12 protein-coding genes and 3 pseudogenes are annotated in these 19,211 nt (G+C 56.2%); 14 read left to right on the top strand and 1 reads right to left on the bottom strand.

What is annotated here, in order from left to right:
* Positions 1-201: 201 nt before the first annotated feature.
* Positions 202-4,473 (top strand): glycosyltransferase family protein, encoded by a 4,272-nt coding sequence (locus U0023_RS15505; RefSeq protein ID WP_195904253.1) that lies wholly within the window; start codon positions 202-204, stop codon positions 4,471-4,473.
* A 272-nt stretch (positions 4,474-4,745) separates the two neighbouring features.
* Here the strand turns inward: U0023_RS15505 and U0023_RS15500 are convergent, their stop codons facing one another.
* Entirely contained in the window at positions 4,746-6,953 is a 2,208-nt protein-coding gene (locus U0023_RS15500; protein WP_195904254.1) for a glycosyltransferase, read from the bottom strand.
* A 495-nt stretch (positions 6,954-7,448) separates the two neighbouring features.
* On the opposite strand from U0023_RS15500, the gene U0023_RS15495 reads away from it, so the two are divergent.
* The 13 genes and pseudogenes from U0023_RS15495 (at position 7,449) to U0023_RS15435 (ending at position 19,209) form a co-directional block, all read left to right on the top strand.
* Complete coding sequence (locus U0023_RS15495) at positions 7,449-9,290, top strand: glycosyltransferase family 2 protein (RefSeq protein ID WP_195904255.1); 1,842 nt, start codon at positions 7,449-7,451, stop codon at positions 9,288-9,290.
* A gap of 396 nt (positions 9,291-9,686) precedes the next feature.
* Positions 9,687-10,421 (top strand): glycosyltransferase, encoded by a 735-nt coding sequence (locus U0023_RS15490; RefSeq protein ID WP_040639315.1) that lies wholly within the window; start codon positions 9,687-9,689, stop codon positions 10,419-10,421.
* Positions 10,422-10,608: 187 nt separating this feature from the next.
* Positions 10,609-10,899, top strand: a pseudogene (locus U0023_RS15485) (transposase); the annotation flags it as partial.
* Positions 10,900-11,119: 220 nt separating this feature from the next.
* Positions 11,120-12,496: an IS110 family RNA-guided transposase gene (locus tag U0023_RS15480; protein ID WP_322883750.1), complete on the top strand. Its 1,377-nt coding sequence runs from the start codon at positions 11,120-11,122 to the stop codon at positions 12,494-12,496.
* Positions 12,497-13,390: pseudogene (locus U0023_RS15475) on the top strand (IS3 family transposase); the annotation flags it as partial. It lies immediately after the preceding gene.
* Positions 13,391-13,432: 42 nt separating this feature from the next.
* A pseudogene (locus U0023_RS15470) lies at positions 13,433-13,750 on the top strand (transposase); the annotation flags it as partial.
* 140 nt (positions 13,751-13,890) lie between these two features.
* Positions 13,891-14,949 (top strand): glycosyltransferase family 2 protein, encoded by a 1,059-nt coding sequence (locus tag U0023_RS15465; protein ID WP_083861523.1) that lies wholly within the window; start codon positions 13,891-13,893, stop codon positions 14,947-14,949.
* Between the two features lie 173 nt (positions 14,950-15,122).
* Entirely contained in the window at positions 15,123-15,485 is a 363-nt protein-coding gene (locus U0023_RS15460; protein WP_009494064.1) for a DMT family transporter, read from the top strand.
* 10 nt (positions 15,486-15,495) lie between these two features.
* A complete protein-coding gene (locus tag U0023_RS15455; protein ID WP_009494065.1) occupies positions 15,496-16,314 on the top strand; it encodes a PIG-L deacetylase family protein in 819 nt (272 codons plus the stop codon).
* A gap of 109 nt (positions 16,315-16,423) precedes the next feature.
* Positions 16,424-17,497 (top strand): hypothetical protein, encoded by a 1,074-nt coding sequence (locus tag U0023_RS15450; RefSeq protein ID WP_009494066.1) that lies wholly within the window; start codon positions 16,424-16,426, stop codon positions 17,495-17,497.
* Positions 17,498-17,530: 33 nt separating this feature from the next.
* On the top strand, positions 17,531-17,818 hold the full coding sequence (locus U0023_RS15445) for a hypothetical protein (RefSeq protein WP_009494067.1): 288 nt from the start codon (positions 17,531-17,533) through the stop codon (positions 17,816-17,818).
* Positions 17,819-17,875: 57 nt separating this feature from the next.
* Positions 17,876-18,562: an SDR family NAD(P)-dependent oxidoreductase gene (locus tag U0023_RS15440; protein ID WP_009494068.1), complete on the top strand. Its 687-nt coding sequence runs from the start codon at positions 17,876-17,878 to the stop codon at positions 18,560-18,562.
* Positions 18,559-19,209, top strand: a complete 651-nt coding sequence (locus U0023_RS15435; RefSeq protein ID WP_009494069.1) for an MBL fold metallo-hydrolase — start codon at positions 18,559-18,561, stop codon at positions 19,207-19,209. Before U0023_RS15440 ends, U0023_RS15435 begins: the two co-directional genes overlap by 4 nt.
* Positions 19,210-19,211: the final 2 nt, after the last annotated feature.

Below are 19,211 nucleotides of genomic sequence, written 5' to 3'. Positions count from 1 at the left end.
CCGGTGGCAATCATGACCCAATCTAGCGCGAGTGGATCATTCCCTTTCGGAACTGAATCTCGTCTCGCCGTTGTTTCGGATCGATGGATCCAGTGCTTATCACCAGCGTCGTTTTGGTCAGTCTCACACCTCTTCGAGTCTGCCTCGCTGGAACACGCCCCGTTCGCGCTATGGCTGATTGACCGCCTCCGGCCAAGCATATTGGTTGAACTGAACTCCCAGGATGGGTTTTCTTATCTCACCTTTTGCCAAGCCGTGCGCGACCTCGGTTACGCCGCAACCTGTTATGCTGTCGGGACCTGGGAGGGCGACGAAGGTTCAAGCCTGACCGACGAAAACTCTTTCGCTCGTTTGGCTCAACTCAATCAGGAGAACTATGCGAGCTTCTCGCATTTGTTGAATTTCGGGTCCGACGCCGCCCTCCCGCGTTTTACCGACGGCAGCATCGATCTACTTCATGTCGACGGCCGTCACAGCTACGAAGACATAAATGCCAAGCTTCAGAAATGGCGACCCAAACTTTCCGCGCGCGGAGTGGTCTTACTCCACAATATCAATTCCCATGACGACGTTTCCGGTGGCCCACGGCTCTGGTCCGAACTGCGGACGCAGTTTCCATCATTTGAATTCACTCACGGTCGTGGATTGGGTGTGCTGGCGGCCGGATCGGACGTACCGGCTCCATTGCAAGCCTTATTTACTGCGCGTGACGGCGACATCGACATCATTCGTGCGAGCTATGCCCAATTGGGCGGCGCTGTAAGGAAACAGTTCGAACTCGAGGAGTCAAAGAGCCGTCTCGTTGGCGCTGTCGCGGAACAACGCCGGTTACGCGTCGACCTGGCTGAACAAAGGCGTCGATACAGGGCAGAGATCGCAGCACAGGGAAAGGCGCTCCAGCAGCTTAACAGCCTCATTGCACGCGTTCCTCAATCTCTTCGCATGATCGTTCGACGCAGTGCGAAAGCCGCCTGGTGGCTCCTGACCCCGCATCGGATACCGGCGCGCATCGCGCTTATGCGGGTCCGCGTGAAAGCTGAAACCTCCACACAGCGGACGGAGGTCCGCCCGAGCAGGCCCACCCTGGTGCGGTTAGGTCTCCTGACGGCGGAGGTGCGTGATTTCACGCTCTCGATTTCAGGATGGGTGATCCATGAGCAATATCCAGGCCTGCCCATGGAGCTTGCTATTGAGACCAAAGATGCTCTCGTCCCTCTCGAAACCTTCTTCGCCTCCATGCCATCTGGAGACATCGCATGGGGACTTCCTGACTCCGCTCTGTATTTCAGCATCTCGCATGACATCCCCGAAAGCCTGTTCGGCAAGGATTTCCAGATCCGGGCGGTGAAAGATGGCGTCATCTTTGAGGATCTGCTCATAAACTGGGGTAGCGAACGATCCACACGGCGTGATGAAACGCCCCCCTCGAGCATAGATGAGGAGGTCCGCACGACTGATTTGATCGCTGGTCAGGTCCAGACGGCGAAACCGAGCAGGATCAGCGGCTGGGCATTGAACAGAAGTAATCCCCGGAGCGCGCCGGTGGAACTCATTCTAACCGTCGACGACGAGCCTTACGCTCGCACGAAAGCCGTAAGCTTGCGTGAAGACGTTCAAAAGGCTGAAGGCGGAAACGGCTCCGACGGCTTCGAATTTCCCCTCGCGCCAAATGTCCTTGCCGGCGGCAGCATCAAGGCAAAAGTGGAACCTTCGATGGGGCGACCATCGATTACTCAGAACATTCGCGAGATCCATCTTCCGGGCCATCATGTTGGATCAAGGCGCGCCCCTGAAGCCCATCTCTTCGAGGTGTGTTCCAGGATACCACGCGGTCAGAAGATCTCGGTCATCATCTTGAACCGCAATGGGGCGGACGTTCTGGAGGGACTCCTGGAATCGGCCCGGAGGACAGGCGATCTCGGGCGGTTCGAGTGGATCGTGGTTGACCACCAGTCGACAGACACCTCGGCCGACGTTTGCGCCAAAGCTAAGAACAGTGGAGCAATCATTCATTTCTTCGATCGACAGGGGAATTTCAGTTTTAGCGCGTCCAACAATTTCGGCGCCCGGAAGGCAACCGGTGATGTGCTGATATTCGCCAATAACGATCTGATTCTTCGAGACTCGATTTACGAGCGCATACTCGACACCCTCGAGGATGATCGCGTCGGCATCGTCGGCGCCAAGCTCCTCGATCATGTCGACGCGCCAGGCTGGGACGCTCGCGCTCCAGTGCAACACCTCGGCGTTTTCATGAAGCCTGGTATCGAGAATGGATTTCTGCGGCCCTACGAGTCGCGGCTGACGAGAGAAACACCCGTTCTTCCTAACGCCCGGCAATCACGCCCGGCGGTAACGGCCGCATTCATTGCAATGCGCCGGAGCGACTTCGACACTGTCGGCGGCTTCGATGAAGCCTACTCCTACGGGCTCGAGGACGTGGACCTCAGCTTTAAGGTCAAAAGCCTTTTGAAGAAGGAAGTGCTCTGCGATCAAGGACTGGAGATCGTTCATCGGCACGGCCACAGTCGAAGCAAAGACGACAGCGCCGCCTTACGGCGCCGCAACAACAATCATCACTTCAACCGGCAATGGGCGCACTGGCTTCGCCACAACATCCGTCAAGATGGATTGACCCGGCCGGGCTATTGGCTCGGCGCCCGCCCAACCATAGGTTTCATCGTCGGCGATACGTCGAATAGCGAGGACTTTCAGGCGGCGCTCGAACTCGGACGTGCACTCCAAACGATGGCGCCGGTTCACCTCCGTTTCCTCGGGAAGCGTGATTGGTACAACGTGGGAGGCATCGATATCCTGATTGTCATGGCAAGCGGATTCGATCTTGCCAAAGTCAATGTCATCAGTCCCTATGTGACGACTGTAAGCTGGGTCCAGCCTTGGGACCAACGTTGGGACGACGCTCCGCCCATCGAGATGTACGACCATGTTTGGACGGGGTCCGGGCGCGCCGCGAATTACCTTCGGAAGAAGACCGGGCGCGAAGTCGTCATTCTCCCGATGGCCGGCGACACGACGCTGTCTTCGAACGGCCGAGTGGACGCGGAATTGGCTTGTGACTACTGCTTCATCGGCAGCCATTCCGGAGCTCCGCGGACCATCCAGTTCGACCTTGATCCGTCATCGATCCATGGGCGCGGGCTTGTCTTTGGCGGGAATTGGGAGCGTACACCCCTTGCCCCGATCAGCAGGGCGCCCTTGGACTACAGGAAGTATCCGGATCTGTACGCATCGACAAAAATCGTCATCGACGATGCGCGAGGGCTCGAGAACGGATTGGATTCCTGCGGGAAAGGGCTGTTCGATGCGCTGGGTGCAGGCTGCCTCGTCATTACGAATCGCGCCGAGAGCGTCCGTGAGCTGTTCGGCGATCGAGTGCCGATCTATCGAGATCGCCAATCATTGACCGAAGCACTCAACTATTGGCTCAGCCACGACGAGGAACGGAACCAGCGCGTCGCAGAACTGCGCCAGGCGGTGGAAGAACGGCACACCTATCAACACCGCGCGCAGAAGGTCATAGAGCTTCTCACGCCCTCTTCTGTCTCCCCACGCGTGGCGATCAAATGTCCGGCTCCGTTGATCGGCGGGGCAGATTGGGGCGATTACCACTTCGCGCATAGCCTCGCAGGTGCTCTCCGGCGCATCGGATGCGTGGTTCGGGTGGACATGCGCGAGGACTGGGAATGCGCCTTGTCCGAGATCGACGACGTCGTGATCATGCTGCGGGGCCTGAAGGGCCTGAAACCAAAGCCACACCAGAAGAATATCCTGTGGCTGATCAGCCACCCTGAAGCTGTGTCGACGCAGGAACTGAACCGGTTCGATCAAATCTATGTTGCATCATCCGTACATTCAGAGACCCTGCGAAAGCAATGTAAGGTGCCGGTGGAGCATATGCCTCAATGCACCGACATAACCCGCTTCAAGTTCGATCCGGCCTTTGTGAACAATCCCAAGGATAGGGTCGTTTTCGTCGGAAACGCGCGCGGCACCTTCCGGGACTCGGTGCGTTGGGCCGTTGAGCACAGTTTGAACATCCATATTTATGGGAGCGACTGGGAGCCGTTCATCACCGACAAGCGCCTCAAAGGCCGAAAGGTGCCGAACTCTGTCCTGGGCGAATTCTACGCATCGAGCCGGCTGGTATTGTGCGACCACTGGGAGGACATGCGCCGTTTGGGGTACATCTCAAACCGGGTCTTCGACGTCCTCGCGTCGGGCGGAGCTTTGGCCGTCGATCCTGTCGAAGGTCTGTCCGACCTGCTTCCAAAGGGGTCGTACCAAGTGTTCAGGAACGGCGAGGAACTGGCCTCTCTCACGAGGAACCCTGAAAAGGTAGACTTAGAGCGTCGTTCAGAAATCGCAGCCTACGTAGCAGCGCATCACTCCTTCGACGCCCGTGCTGCAACGATCATGCGCAAGATTCAGGAGTGGAACCGTCACATGACCTGATGCCCCAGGTTCGCCAGAGCCGTTTCGGCAAAGTGCGTCCGGACGCCGTCGGAAGATTGCAAAGAAGCGGGATGATGCCACGTCGGCAAGAGCGGCTCTCGGCGGACGGTGCTGCGCTGTCGATGGCGTCCTGCGCTCAAGGCAACGGATGAAGAAAGAGTCTCTGCGGATGCCTAATTCCAAAAACATCGAACGTGACCTCGAACTCACGTTCGATGTTCTGGACCGAATGATATCGCGCTTTGTCTCAAACTTCGACGCCGCCCCCGCGGCTATTGCAGGGCCGATGTCATCCTCTTCCTGATCCAGCGCAGCGGTTCAGCCACGCGGAGCAAGACGAGTACCCGAACGGCTTTTCCTCTTAGCCTGAATACTCTTCTGCGAGCGTAGGATCTGATCGCCGGAAGAGGGAAAGCGCCATGCGTCTCGAGTGCATCCCAAACATGCAGGCTGTCGACGATTGGGAGAGAATTCTCGCCGGGAAAGTCCCTGGCCACGTCGGAGGCGATCGTTTCGATCGAGGTGAGATACTGCTCGACTGAGAATTCCTTGTGACGGGCAAAGCAATTTGTCGAAAGCGCCGCATAGTCTGCTAACGGTATGAGCTCGAGGCGTAAGGCGACGTCTTGCGGGGAGAACTCATCGAGTATGAACCCGTCCTCTCGATCACGAATGATCTCGGCCGCCCCTGGGAGATAGCCGGGGGTGATGACGGGAACGCCGAAGGAGAAGGATTCCAAGATCGAATCCCCGGCATTGTCGCCCCACGGCGGCAGGATGACGATCCGAGCTTGATCGTAGATTGCGCTCCTGCTCGTAACCCCACGTTCAACAACCGCGACCTCAAGCGCCCCAACATGCGCTAGCCTCGCAGACAACTCTTCCAGAACGGGCGCTTGGTCGGGGTTCACAGCAAAGATATGCAGCGGCGCAAGCTCCCGGTCCTTCAGCACCCTGGCAAGTTCCACAAGGAAGTTGACCTCTTCCGGGTGGCCATCCGACGACATTACGTACGAAAATCGCTTGTTCTCCTGAACATCATAGGTGTTGGAAGAGCGCACCTGCACCGGGCGCTTGATCGTTTCCAATTCATTGATGCCGCACTGTTTATAGAGCGCACCATCCTGGCCGTTGGCGCATACGATTCGAGAGGCCGAGCACAACTCCATCGTCGCCCATGCGGGGGCATCTTGACTGGGGGCTTTGGCGCGGGCGGACATCAACGGCGACCATCTCATCTGAACGAGGGGCAGCCGCGACAGCTGACTCTGGATCGATATGGGAAACTGTTTGATGCTGTCATCGTGGATGATCACGACCGCTTCTGCAAAGTGACATTGGTCCAGGAACGAGCAGCTGGCCTGCCTGTCGGACGGACGCTGCGCGTTTTTGACGGCAGGATGGGTCTCGCTTCCCTGCAAAGCCATCCAGGTATGCCGGATCGCCCGCTGGCCCGAAGCTTGAATTATTGCCGGCGTTGCGCGCATCCTGGTGCTGAGGCTGGAGAGATCCCGCATCACGTGAACAACATCCCTCAACTGGAAGGTCATTGCAGCGTTGATGGTCCTGCGCTGGATCTTCCGCTCGGACTCCGTCAGAGTGGGATCTCTCTGGACTACCTCAAGAAGATTCCTGTGCAACGTCCTAAGGTAGATGTCGTCAAGTCCATACCTATCCTTGAGCGTTCTATAGTTTGAGACGCGCGCTGATAACTCCTCCGGCAAGATATTCTTCGAGTATGTTGACTTTCTTGAGGTTTCGATAAAATAGAAAGGCTTGACCTTTTCTATACGGACACGATCAAATCCCGCCAGCACTATCCGCATGTTGAGTCGAACGTCTTCGCTTCTCCCCTTGATATCATCCTTCGCATGCAGGAATACCGCTTCGCGATTGTAAATCTTGCCGGCAATGCCCGAGAGAAGACGACTGATCGTGCTGTTAGAGATCGGGCGGTCGTTATCGAACTCCTTGACGAAGTTTATTTCGTTTCTGAGGACGAATGGGGTCATCACAATATCAAAGCCGGGCCTCAAACGCTCGGCGGCGGCGGCGAGCGCATCCGGATCAATCAAGTCGTCGCCATCGACGAAGGTGAGATACGGAGTTGTCGCATGCTCGGCGATGTATCTTCGCCCAACGGAGGGTGAACCGAAATTCACATCGGCGAGGTGAGCTTGGAAATTCTCTTGGCGGAACAGCGGATGCTTCGCGATCAGCGCTGCCGTACCGTCGGCACTCCCGTCGTCATAGAGAATGATACGAATTCGCCCCTTTGGAAGCCTGAGGAGTCGGTCAAGCAGAACAGTTATGTTATCACGCTCATTATGGGTGGTAACGCCAACCGTCAAGCAAGGATTCATGGGCAATCTCGACCACTGTTTGATTTCATGGCCCGCTGCAATGCTCAGCGGGGCGATGGCGTTGACTTTGACCGCTACGCCAGGGATCCACCTTGAGGCTGCCAAGGTCTTAGACACTCTCACGCATTGATGGAACTGTGCTTCGCCAGCCTGCGCATGAAGCGGTACTTCAACCCTGTCCGCGAGACAAGCGGAGGGCGGGAACCAAGAGAGGCGCCGCCCGCCTCCCGCGAAAGCGAGGCGGGAACCCGGCGATGTGCCGCCGCAATTTCGCATCCGGCGGTTCAGTGCCGGATACCCTCGGAAATGCCCCCGCAGGCGCCTGGCCGCAAAGCCAAGCTTCACGGCTCTCCCTTGATTGCTCTTCTCCGCCGCTTACGGTATCTGGCCCGATGATGCTCGATCTCTTAGAACCTGACAATCTTTGGGGACTGGCTTGCAAGGAATATATCCTCATAAGACGTTGCAAGCGCCCTTCAGCGGAGGCGGCCCATAAAGCTTCGCACTCTGGTGGACGCTTCCGGTCGCCAAGACAAACCAATAAGTGCCCATTCTATGACGGATAACAGACGGTTGGAAGGCGAACGAGATGCGGCCCAAGTCCAAGAGTTGATGCAGAAAGTTGCTCAGCTTGAGAAAGCGCTTCTCGCACAGAGCACTCGTCTCGATAGAGCCGAGACGGCGATCAAGGATGCAAAGCAACGCGAGGACAGCCTTCTCTCCGGACCGGTCTTTCGAACGTTGAACGGGCTCCAAACCGCTGCACGCTTGCTCAATCGTCGCCTCCGGAGCGGGTACCGGACTCTTGCTCAGCGATGGCACGAGCTCGGGCTTCGCGGACCGGCAAAGCCCGTCGAGGCCGCTCAACCGCTACAGCCTTCCTATGCGGAAGCCTCCCTGCCCCCGGCAGAGGATCTCCCCTGGCCCGTGAGGGTCGACCGCAGGCTCCGTATGGAGCGCCCGCGAACCTTGGCAGTCGGGCAATCGCAAATCCCGTCGGAGCCTCTGATCACGGTTATCCTGACGGCCCGTGATTCAGCCTCACATATACGAGATACGCTACAATCGATTCTGCGGCAGACGTATTCACGGTTTGAACTGCTGGTCGCCGATGATGCGAGCCGCGACGGCACGTGCGCCCTCATCAATGAGTTGGTGGCCGCTGATCCCCGAGTACGGTTGATCCGGCTGAACCGCAGCCGAGGCGTTTATTGGGGCTGGAATGCGGCCATTTCAGAGGCTCGCGGAGAGGTCGTAATGCTTCTTTCCGACGGGCTACGATGCCTCCCGACTTTCCTTGAGGTGCATTTGAAGGCCCTTTGCAAACGGGGCGTTGTCGCCACGGTCTCCTATGGCGAACCTGCGCTGGAGGGACCCCGCTCCGCGGCATCCGAGTCTGACTTGGTGCGTGATCCTGCTCCGTCGGCGCTGATGCTCAAGAGGCACGTGTTTGATGAGATCGGCTATTTCGACACCGTCACCGCGCTAGCAGGAGCAGAGATGCGCGACCGGATCCAGCTCGCTTACGGAGTGGGATCGCTTCAGGCCGTGACTGGCCCCGTATGCAGCGCCATTCCAGGCACAGGGGATTCGGCCTTGAAGATCTCAGCCGAAAAGGCGGCACACTATGTCAGGTCCTATCAAGCCTGGCACACGGCTGTTTCCGACGCCCGTTCGCAGCCCTATGTGCCGTTTCCGGTGACCAACCGGTCATTCTCCTCGCACGAGGACATCCTGGTTGAGGGGAAGAGGTTCCTGGCGGAGCCTGTCGTCGCCTTTATGGCCACGTTCCCGAAACGCCAGAAACATCTGGCGCGGGCTGTCCAGTCCTTGCTCCCGCAGGTCGATCATCTGTTCATCTATATGAACGATTACGAAAAAGTTCCTGATTTTCTGCTGAATGAGCGCATTACGGCGCTACCCGCCTCGCGTCTGGAAGACCTTCGTGACATCGGTAAATTCTATCATATGTCGGGTGTACCAACGGGCTACTTCTTCACTGTCGACGACGACATCGAATATCCCGACGACTACTGCGACACTCTTGTGCGCAAGATCGAGGACTACGACAGAAAAGCGATTGTCGGCGTTCATGGGGTCATTTTCGAGCACCCGCTCCAACGGTTCTTCAGCCCGAACCGGACGACCTTCCGGTTCCAACGCGCGCTCGATGTCGACGCGAAAGTGAACCTCATCGGGACTGGGACGATGGCCTTCCACTCGTCAACGATCGCTTTCGAGCCAGGCTCCCTTCCTAAAGGCATGGCCGATATTGGCGTGGCGATCGCCGCAAAGGCCAACAATGTGGACATGATTGCCGTCACGCGTCCGGAAAAATGGCTGACCCCGATTCTCGTGAAAGGACAGGATGATCAAAGCCTCTGGGAGGAGTTCCGGGAAAACGACGATGAGCATACCGAGATCCTGAAAAAACATGGCGACTGGCGTCTTTAACAGGGTCAAAGCCGATGCTCGCTCGGCACACGAGCGGATCGGCCCTAGGCAGTTGCGCGTTAGCCAGGATCCCCGGCGGCCCCGGGAGAACGCTCAATCGCCACGTCCGGTCGAGGAGCCTGCTATAGGATGGGACCACAGGCCCTGAAGGCAAAAATCGGTGTGTAGAGAATGAACAGCAGTAGAAACTCAGACCGCGGGCGCATCCCGCAACAGTCCTGACGCTTCCAACCGCCTCCAGAGGACACGAATATGCGCCCTTCTCTTCTTCGTCGCGGATACCACAGGTTCAAATCGTTTGCCCAAGCCTTCTCAGACCAGAAAGCCCGCGGCCGTATGGATGCAACCTCGACGCCGGACGGCAACCGAGCTTCCGAGCGGTCAGGAAGGCCCCGGGTGCACGTCATTGTCCCGACCTACAACCGGCCGAATGAACTGCGGCGCCTGCTCTCGCAAATCGACAGCGAAGCCCCCGGCTTCGAGGTCAGTGTTCATATCTACGATGACGGGAGTTCCGAGCCGGCCCATGTCGAGTGGACCTCCTACGCGCACATCGCGAGCCTTTCGGTTTCGCGATCCGCAAATCACGGAAAGAAGCGATACTGGGAACTCGTTCGTCGAGCTTTATCGGCGCTGCGGTCGACAAACGCCGACTACTTCTATTACCTTGCTGATGATGTGCAGCTTGTTCCGAAATTCTTCGAACGCTCCATCAATCTATGGGACAGGATCCAGGATGGTCGCAAAGTTTCGCTTCATCTTCTCTTGGATCAACGCGAGGGGAAGCCGTGTTGGACCAATTATCAACCCCGCTTGATCGACACGCCTCAGGGCAAGGTCTACAAGTCCCAATGGGTCGATATGCTGATGATGTTCAATCGCCGGTTCCTTGAGGAGCTGGATTACCGAATTGACCCGGTCGATCCACGCCGGTGGGACAAGGATCCCCACCTCTCGAGCGGCGTTGGTATGCAGATTTCGCGGCGCCTCCATCAGCGCAGGGCCTCGATGTATCTCGTGACGGATTCACTCCTCATCCATGAGGATGAACCGAGCGTCATGAACCCCGAGGAGCGTAAACGAACTCCCATCGTCAGCAGGTTCAAAGATTCTGATCAATCGCTGCGCTGACAAGCCGACGAAAGACCGGTCGGAAAGCGGCCTAGTCTTTGGGTCGGAGCCATGAGTGACCTCAAGATGACGTGACAACCGGCTGTAAGCCGGAGCGTCTCTACCACGTACGACCAGAGGCAGATTGATCCTCCCTCGCGTTGGTGGACACCTTTGCTAAGCTCCTGCGGGAATTGGAAGGTGTTTAATGACGAAGACGAGACGCGATTTTACCCCAGAGTTCAAACGAGAGGCTGTCGCACTTTTGGAGAGCAGCGGTCGCCCCCTCATGCAGATCGCAACAGAGCTGGGGATTTCTCCCTCCATGCTGCGCAACTGGCGGGCGGTTGTGAATGGTGGTCCACCTCGATCCAGGGCTGGTAGCAGAACCCCAACGTCCAGCGCCTCTCCCATAGCCTCTCCAGCCGATCAGGCGGCGGAGATCGCGCGGCTCCGGCGTGAGCTCGATCGCACGCGCATGGAGCGCGATGTGTTAAAAAACCGTCGCGGACTGGGTCCGCCTGTGGGGTCAGAAACAGCTTGCTGGTAGTCTGTTGCCGGAGGGGAGCGGCCGGTAGCTTATTGGTGGCTCATGACCCCGTTAAAAAACATGGTCCATGGACTGTTGCGCGCTTGAGAGTGGTGACGCCCCAGGGCGATCCCGGTTAGGAAGTTGACCTTTGGCGCAGTCCAGCCCCTCCCACCCCAAGGAGGAGCCGATGAGACGCAAACGAGAAGCCGGCAAAGGTCGGCAGAGCCTGCCGGTGGTTCACCCCCATGCTGCAGCCATCGATGTCGGGGCCACGATGCACATGGCGGCCGTGGGGCCCGACTGCGCCGGCGAGCCCGTGCGCAGCTTCGGCACCTTTACCGCCGACCTGCACCGGTTGGCCGACTGGTTCGAAGTTTGTGGCGTCACCTCCGTCGTCATGGAATCGACCGGCGTTTACTGGATCCCGGTCTTCGAGATCCTGCAGGACCGCGGCCTCGAGGTGTTTCTGGTCAATGCGCGCGACGCCAAGCAGGTGCCCGGACGCAAGACGGACGTGAAGGACGCCCAGTGGCTCCAGCGCCTCCATGCCTATGGCCTGCTGCGCGCCAGCTTCCAACCCAAGGCTGAGATCGCGGAACTGCGCGCGTATTTGCGTCAGCGTGAGCGCCTGCTCGAGTATGCCGCCTCGCACATCCAGCATATGCAGAAGGCGCTGACCGAGATGAACCTGCAGCTGCATCACGTGATCAGCGACATCACTGGCGCTACAGGCATGCGCATCATCCGCGCCATTCTGGCCGGAGAACGTGATCCGGCGGTCCTGGCGGGTCTACGGGACATCCGTTGTCACTCCAGCTCCGAGACGATCGAGAAGGGATTGACGGGTCATTATCGCGCCGAGCATCTGTTCGCGCTCGAACAGGCGCTGGCGCTCTACGACACCTATCAGCACAAGGTGGTGGCGTGCGACCAGAGGATCGAGGCCGTCCTCAAGGCGCTGAGCGCCCATCGGCCCGATCCCGCTTCCTTGCCGGCGCCGCGCCGGCGCATGAGCCGCCAAGCCAATGAGCCGAGCTTCGATCTTCGCGGTGCTCTCTATGCGGTTCTGGGCCAGGACCTGACCCGGATCCATGGTCTGGGACCGTCGTTGGCGCTCAAACTGATCGCGGAGTGCGGGACGGATCTGACGGCTTGGCCCAGCAGCAAACACTTCACCTCCTGGCTCTGCCTGGCGCCCGGCAACAAGATCTCCGGTGGCAAGGTCCTATCCTCCCGAACGCGCCGTTCAGGGAGCCGGGCAGCAGCGCTCCTGCGGTTGGCGGCCGCGACGATTGGCAAAACGGAGACGGCACTGGGTGCGTTTTACCGGCGGCTGTCGACCCGGATCGGCAAGTCCAAAGCTGTGACTGCAACCGCCCGCAAGATTGCAGTGCTGTTCTACAACGCCTTGCGCCACGGCCTGGATTACGCGGATCCGGGAGCGTCCTACTACGAGGAGCGGTATCGCAAGCGGGTGATCGATAACTTACACCGCCGCGCCAAGGCCTTCGGCTTCGTGCTCCAGGAGGTCGGTGTCGTCGCACCCGCGGGAGCTGTTTCTTAGGAAAGCCATCGGCATCTTCGCGGAGATGCCCAAATGAGGTTTCGTTTCATCGAGCAGCATGCCCGCGCCTATCCGGTGCGGCTCATGTGCCGCGTGCTCCAGGTCTCGTCCAGCGGCTATTACGCATGGCGATCCCGACCGGAGAGCCAAAGAGCCCTCGCCAACCGCAGCCTGCTGCGAGAGGTGCATCGGCTCCATGGTCAGCACCAGGGCCGCTATGGCAGTCCGAGGATACATGCCGCCTTGCGGGCAGAAGGCTACCGGGTCAGCCGCGGCCGGGTCGAACGCTTGATGCGCCGGCATGGCATTCGTGCCCTGGCCCGTCGCCGCTTCAGGCCGACCACGACCGACAGTCGGCACGCGTTGCCGATTGCGCCGAACCTGTTGCAGCAGAAGTTCACGGTCTTAGAGCCGAACCGCGTCTGGCTGGCCGACATGACATACATTCCCACGGGCGAGGGCTGGCTGTATCTCGCCGCGGTGCTGGACCTGGCAACCCGGAAGGTGGTGGGCTGGGCCATGCGCGATCACATGCGCACGGAGCTGACCCTTGGCGCTCTGATCATGGCGGCCCAGCGGCAGCGGCCAGGCCCTGGGCTTATTCACCATTCGGATCGTGGAAGCCAATACGCGGCTGAGGCGTATGCCCAGCAATTGGCCCTCATGGGCGCCAAGCCATCGATGAGCCGGACGGGCTGCTGCTATGACAATGCCCCGATGGAATCCTTCTTCCATTCCTTGAAGGTCGAGTTGGTCTATCAACATCGTTGGGCGTCCCGCGAGGAGGCACGACGGGACCTGTTCGTTTATATCGAGAGCTACTACAATCGGCAGCGCATCCACTCGGCTCTTGGGTATCTCACCCCCGAACAGGCCGAGCGGAAAATGAACTAACCCGGTGTCCGCGCAATCGGGGGAAGATCAGTTTCCGGCCCTGAGTTGATGTGGGCCGACCCGGCTTATCGAGGGCTGAAGGATTGGCTCCAGAAGGCCCTGGACTGGAGATTATCCATCCCGCAGCATTGGTGGAGCGGAGGCACCTGGATGCGGGCAGACGCGGAGCCGCCGACGCGCCCGAGCGGCTTTCAAGTCCTCGCACGCAGGTGGGTGGTGGAGCGGACCATCGGTTGGCTTACCACCAACAGACGGCTCGCCAAGGACTATGAGCGCTTCGTCGAAACCGGCGAGATGCTGCTCTATCACGCCATGAGCCGCATCCTGCTGCGCCGCCTCACCCGCAAACAGGAAAGATAATTGCTTACCAGCCTCTTACAATCTAAGTGCGGTTCAATCTGGCACCATCCAGAAAGTTCCGAGTTGAAAGCAGCTAGGGGCAGGTGTATCGAGCCTTAGGAGTCCAAACTAGATTGATCGCGAGAGCTGCGAAGAAGCCCATGAAGATTGCCGCTATCATTCCCTGTTATAAAGTTCAGTCTCACATTGTCGATGTAGTAAGTGAGCTTATTGGAAGAGTAGACAAGATCTTTGTTATTGACGATAAGTGTCCAGAGTCAAGCGGTAGCGTTGTTCAAGAACGTTTTGTTGACAACCCATCCGTCAAAGTGCTTTTCCATGAACATAATCAAGGCGTTGGAGGCGCAGTTGCGACCGGTTATAAAGCAGCTTTAGCCGAGAAATTCGACATTTGCATCAAACTTGACGGAGACGGACAAATGGATCCTGGGTATATCAGCGTCCTCATTGCCCCAATCCTTCACAACGAAGCTGACTACACAAAGGGCAATCGGTTCTACGAGATAGAATACTTGAAAACTATGCCCCCCATGCGTGTATTCGGAAACGCAGTGCTATCGCTGGTTAACAAGTGTTCGACTGGCTATTGGAATATAATGGACCCAACAAATGGTTTTACTGCGATACATTCAACTGCTTTGCGGATGATCAACCTTGACAAAGTAGCAAAACGGTATTTTTTTGAATCAGATATGTTATTTCGATTGAGTAGTATAAGAGCAGTAGTGAAAGATACGCCTATGCCATCTGTATACGGAGAGGAGAAGAGTAACCTAAGAATATCTCGGGTTATTATCGATTTTCCTAGCCGGTACTTGGTTAACTTCTTCAAGCGATTTTTCTACAACTATATTCTTAGAGATATCAGCCCCGCCACTTTAGAATCCATACTGGGGACCATATTAACTATGACGGGCGCAATCTATGGCGCCTATAATTGGATCAATGCGGGCATTACCGGCAGCCCAACTGCTACCGGAACAATCATGCTAGTCGCCCTTATGGTAATTTTGGGAGTTCAACTCCTGCTTGCTGCGCTGGCATATGATATCAACAATGTGCCTAAAGACCCTCTGCAGACCATGCCCGCATTGCAAATCATTCCCGAACCACTGCGAGGCCAAGCCTTTAATAAAGTTGATACATTCGCCACTTCTAGCGATTCCTACGCGAGATCGGCCGTCGGCATGGACGATTAGCACAATACAACAAGCACTCAGCATCCCTGTCCGGCCGTTTCGCTCGGTTTCTGCAATGAAGCAATATTGCATTGCCTTCAAAGAAGGCTAGTAAATTCGGGCTTGGTCGACCAAATATCGGCCTGCCAATTCACTCAGGTAAATTGCCTAGATTTCGAAGCATGAGGCTCCCCTTGAAACTAGATCTGAGCAACATATTGCTCCTTTTAGGCTATGTCTTGTTCATGGTCCTGGGGCAGATTGCATTCAAATACGTCGCAAAGGAGCTGGCCAGCTCTGCCTCTCTTATCGATACGGCAATGAGACTCCCGTTCAGCATGAGCTTTTGGGCGACCGGAGCGCTTTATGGACTTTCGATGATATATTGGATTTGGCTCTTGTCGAGAATACCGTTAACAGTCGCCTATCCTTTCGCATCTTTGTCAATCATCATCTTGCCTATATTGAGTTGGGCAATTTACTCAGAGCCACTTAGCATCAAGTATTTTCTTGGAGTATCTTTGGTGCTGTCCGGTATTGCGCTGGTGATAACGTGAAGTTAATGCGATGCAAAACACCTGTGAAGACGAGTTCGATTTGTTCCTTCTCCCGCACCAGGATGATGAGTTTGGGGCCTTCTTCCTTATTGATAGCTCGCTATCCTTGGGAAGAACACCTATCATCATCTTTCTAACGAATGGGGAGTATGGCCGAGCTACGACGGACCAACGCAATGCCGAAAGCTCAAAAGTTCTGAGGCAACTTGGAGTCGATTCCGAACGAATCTGGTATCTCGGCACTTCATCAGCAATCAAAGACCAAGGCTTGGCAGAAAGTTTAGAGACAATTTTCGACGCTGTTCTCGCGGCCCTGAATCAGTACGGCAAACCGCTCACCATAAAGTCAGTTTATGCGCCAAGCTGGGAGGGAGGACATCCCGATCATGATGCCGCCGCACTTTTAGCCATTGCAATCGGTCGAGCATTATGCCGGGAGAGTCACGTTTATCAATTTCCACTTTATAATAGCAATAAGAAAATATTCTTTCCTTACACAGTTCTTAAACCTATCCTCGAGGCGGGTCCAGTCAAAGAACTCAGAATTCCCGCAAAGCGGCGCCTCAAATATCTGAAACTGTGTGCCGATTACAAAAGCCAGTGGAGGACTTTCATTGGATTAGTACCGTTCATTTTTACTCAATATGTTACGCGTGGAACACAACAAATTCAAGCTTTAACGGCTCTGACTACTTCAGGTCGCCCCCATCGAGGCCCATTGCTTTACGAGCGCCGAGGCTGGCAAACCTGGGGCAAGTTTGAGCAAAAGGTCGCAGCCTTTCGACAGAAGCACGAGCTTCCGTTGCTTAGTCGTCCCGACGCTCCTTAGCATTACACTGACCACCTGTTAAGATCGGCGCGGCTTGCTGCTCGACGAGCTTGCGTCCTGAGCCTTGATCAGGCAAAAGGGCCTCGAAGCAAAGCTAAGTAGGATGTAGATGCTGGACGTTCGTGTCGAGCCAATTAATAGAGAGACGATACCCGATCATGTTGCTCTAGCTCAAACGACCTACAGCGACCCTACTACGACCGAGCCTAACCATTTTTGGTGGAAGCATGGGCTCGGCCCGGACGGTCCGTCGATCTCCGTCAATCTCTATAATGAGGACAAAATCGTCGGCCGGTCTGTCATTATGCCACGAGGTTTTCGCCTAACGCCTGCAACGACTTGTCGTGCAGGGCTTGTTGCGGACCTCCTTCTCGAACCCGGCCATCGATCCGCCCTCAACTTTATCTCACTTGTCCGAGGGCAACCCAAAGCTCCGCAGATCGACCTTCTTGTTCATACGTCCAATGAAACGAGCGATCTCCTTTACCGCAAGTTTCTACGCTACCCTGTAGCATTCAATCTCAAAGCCTACGGAATCCCAATACGATTCCACAACCTTGCGAACAAAGTTGCGGGGCGAAAAATCCCTAGGGCTCTTGAAGCACTTGCGGCGCCATGGCGCGTTACGCTTCGCGCCGCCGCGGCCGTAGGAGAGAAGATCGATAGAATTCGATTTGATGCCGGTCTGCCTTCCGAAGATGAATTCAACAGTATCCTTGACGGTTTTCGTGTTGTTGCCGGACCTCACTTTGAGCGTTCAACGGCGTTCCTTAGGTGGCGCTTCCAAGAAGGACCAATTTTTAACGGACATATCGTTACTGTTCGCTCGCGCGATCAAGCAATAGGCTATTTTGTTTGGAGAAAGCTTACTTTATCCGGACTAGAATTTATTATACTTATGGATATCGCCTTTTCTAGCCAGATCACTACAAGCCTGCGAAGGGCCCTCTGGCTTTATTTGTGCCGGCTCGGCATCCATGAAGGGGCTGATGTGGTGTTCACAATGGTGAACCCTACTAATCCAGCGCTCGCACGCTTGGTGGCCCGACCTCTCATTCCTATTTCAGACAGTCACCTCCCCCACCCCACACCGATCTTCCTGTTGCCACAGAACCGGGATCTAGCGTGGCTGCAAGGGTATGGGTCGACATACATGACGCTCGCTGATATCGACTACTTTTAAACCCAACTTTGAGCACTGCTGGAGATGATACACATGCGTTCCCTTGAGCTTATTTATAAGGCGATTGATGAGATCAACGCCCAGAATCCCGATGCACCACCTGTCTCGAAAAGCCCAGAAACCATGCTCCTTGACTCCAAGGGCGGCGTTGATTCCCTTACCTTGGTCAACCTCGTCGTCGCCATCGAGCAGGTCGTTTTCGACGAAACCGGCAAGTCGATCGCTCTGGCAGACGAATCGATATTCTCGTCAGCCGAGAACCCTTTTCAGAGTGTTGGAAGCCTAGCCTTATATTTGGACAATCTATCTGCAGCCGCCTAAATTATGTCTGTGACCCTCAATTCCCACGAAATCCCTAGAAATCCTAGGATTGTGTTGGTGACCGGCTCAAGCCGCGGAGTCGGCCGGGGTCTCGTAGAAGCTCTATTGGGCGAAGGCGATTATGTTTACGGCTGTTCGCGCAGTGGTCAGCAGTTGATTGAGCATGAGCGATATCGCCATGTTTTACTTGACGTCGCGAACGAAGCGGCCGTGCGGACAATGCTCAATGGCATCGTCACGACACACGGCCGTCTCGACGTTGTCGTCAACAACGCGGGCGTGAGTTCATCACGACTCGGCCTGCTTACCCCGGCGTCCGACTTTATGAATGTACTAGAGGCTAACCTAGTAGGCGCATTTATTGTTATGCGCGAGTCCATCAGGCTGATGAAGCGCACGAAGTTCGGGCGAATAATCAATTTTTCGTCTATTAATGTACCGCTAGCTAGTATAGGTGGTGCATCCTATAATGCCAGCAAAGCGGCACTGGAGAATCTCTGCATTACGCTTTCGCGTGAATGCGCCAGCGATGACATCACAATAAACTGTGTTGGGCTGTCACTCGTCGGCGAATCCGGTATGGTCGATGCTCTTCCTCAGGAAGCTTTGGCTGCCAAACAACAGCAGCTTATTAAACCGGCACTGCTGAGTGTCCGGGATGTTCTCCACGCAGTGAATTTCTTTGCTTCGCCAAACGCCCGCAACATTACAGGCCAAACTATCTATTTTGGGGGCGTATCGTGAGCGTGATTTCGGACATACACAAAGTCACAACCGGAACTTGGCGGCAGAATGGCTATATCGTAGAGAGCATCAGCCGCCATGCCCTCGTGATTGATCCTGGAGCGGAAGCCGAGCGCTTTCTTGATATCATTAGCACTCGAAGGTTAGTGCCACTGGCCATCCTCAATACACATGCTCACTATGATCACATTGGAGCCGTGTGTGGACTGATGGAACATTTTGCCGGCCTCCCATTCTATCTTCATGGAGCGGATAGAAGCTTGCTTCGTCAGGCGAACCTTTACCGCAGCCTCTTTGGCGAAGGACAATCAGTACCGCTTCCGTCCAACTTCACTGATCTCGCGGATATCATTGAAACCGGTTTGGCATTGAGAGAGTTCCAAGTCGAGTGCATCGCGACGCCTGGCCACACGAAAGGCAGCGTCTGCTTTAGGCTGGGCGATCACCTATTCACGGGCGACACCCTACTCCCTAATGGAGCCGGGCGTACGGATTTGCCGGGAGGGTCGGTTGCACAGATTCAGGGGAGCATCAAACTCTTAGCGAGCCTGCCAAGTCACCTCACGATGTATCCAGGGCATGGTGCTGTTGGTCCATTGCGCGAAGCTCAAGCTTGTGTAATTTCAACAACTGCGCTCACAAACTAGTT

The organism is Microvirga lotononidis, assembly GCF_034627025.1.
In the GTDB taxonomy this organism is placed as follows: Bacteria; Pseudomonadota; Alphaproteobacteria; order Rhizobiales; family Beijerinckiaceae; genus Microvirga; species Microvirga lotononidis.
The sequence above is the reverse complement of the archived record's forward strand: the minus strand, read 5'-3'. Positions and strand labels throughout refer to the sequence as shown.

What these genes read in the sequence shown, in the direction of transcription:
- U0023_RS15445 (WP_009494067.1), top strand. Translation starts at nt 17,531, where the DNA reads ATGCGTTCCCTTGAGCTTATTTATAAGGCGATTGATGAGATCAACGCC.
- U0023_RS15455 (WP_009494065.1), top strand. Translation starts at nt 15,496, where the DNA reads ATGCAAAACACCTGTGAAGACGAGTTCGATTTGTTCCTTCTCCCGCAC.
- U0023_RS15450 (WP_009494066.1), top strand. Translation starts at nt 16,424, where the DNA reads ATGCTGGACGTTCGTGTCGAGCCAATTAATAGAGAGACGATACCCGAT.
- U0023_RS15480 (WP_322883750.1), top strand. Translation starts at nt 11,120, where the DNA reads ATGAGACGCAAACGAGAAGCCGGCAAAGGTCGGCAGAGCCTGCCGGTG.
- U0023_RS15465 (WP_083861523.1), top strand. Translation starts at nt 13,891, where the DNA reads ATGAAGATTGCCGCTATCATTCCCTGTTATAAAGTTCAGTCTCACATT.
- U0023_RS15495 (WP_195904255.1), top strand. Translation starts at nt 7,449, where the DNA reads ATGCAGAAAGTTGCTCAGCTTGAGAAAGCGCTTCTCGCACAGAGCACT.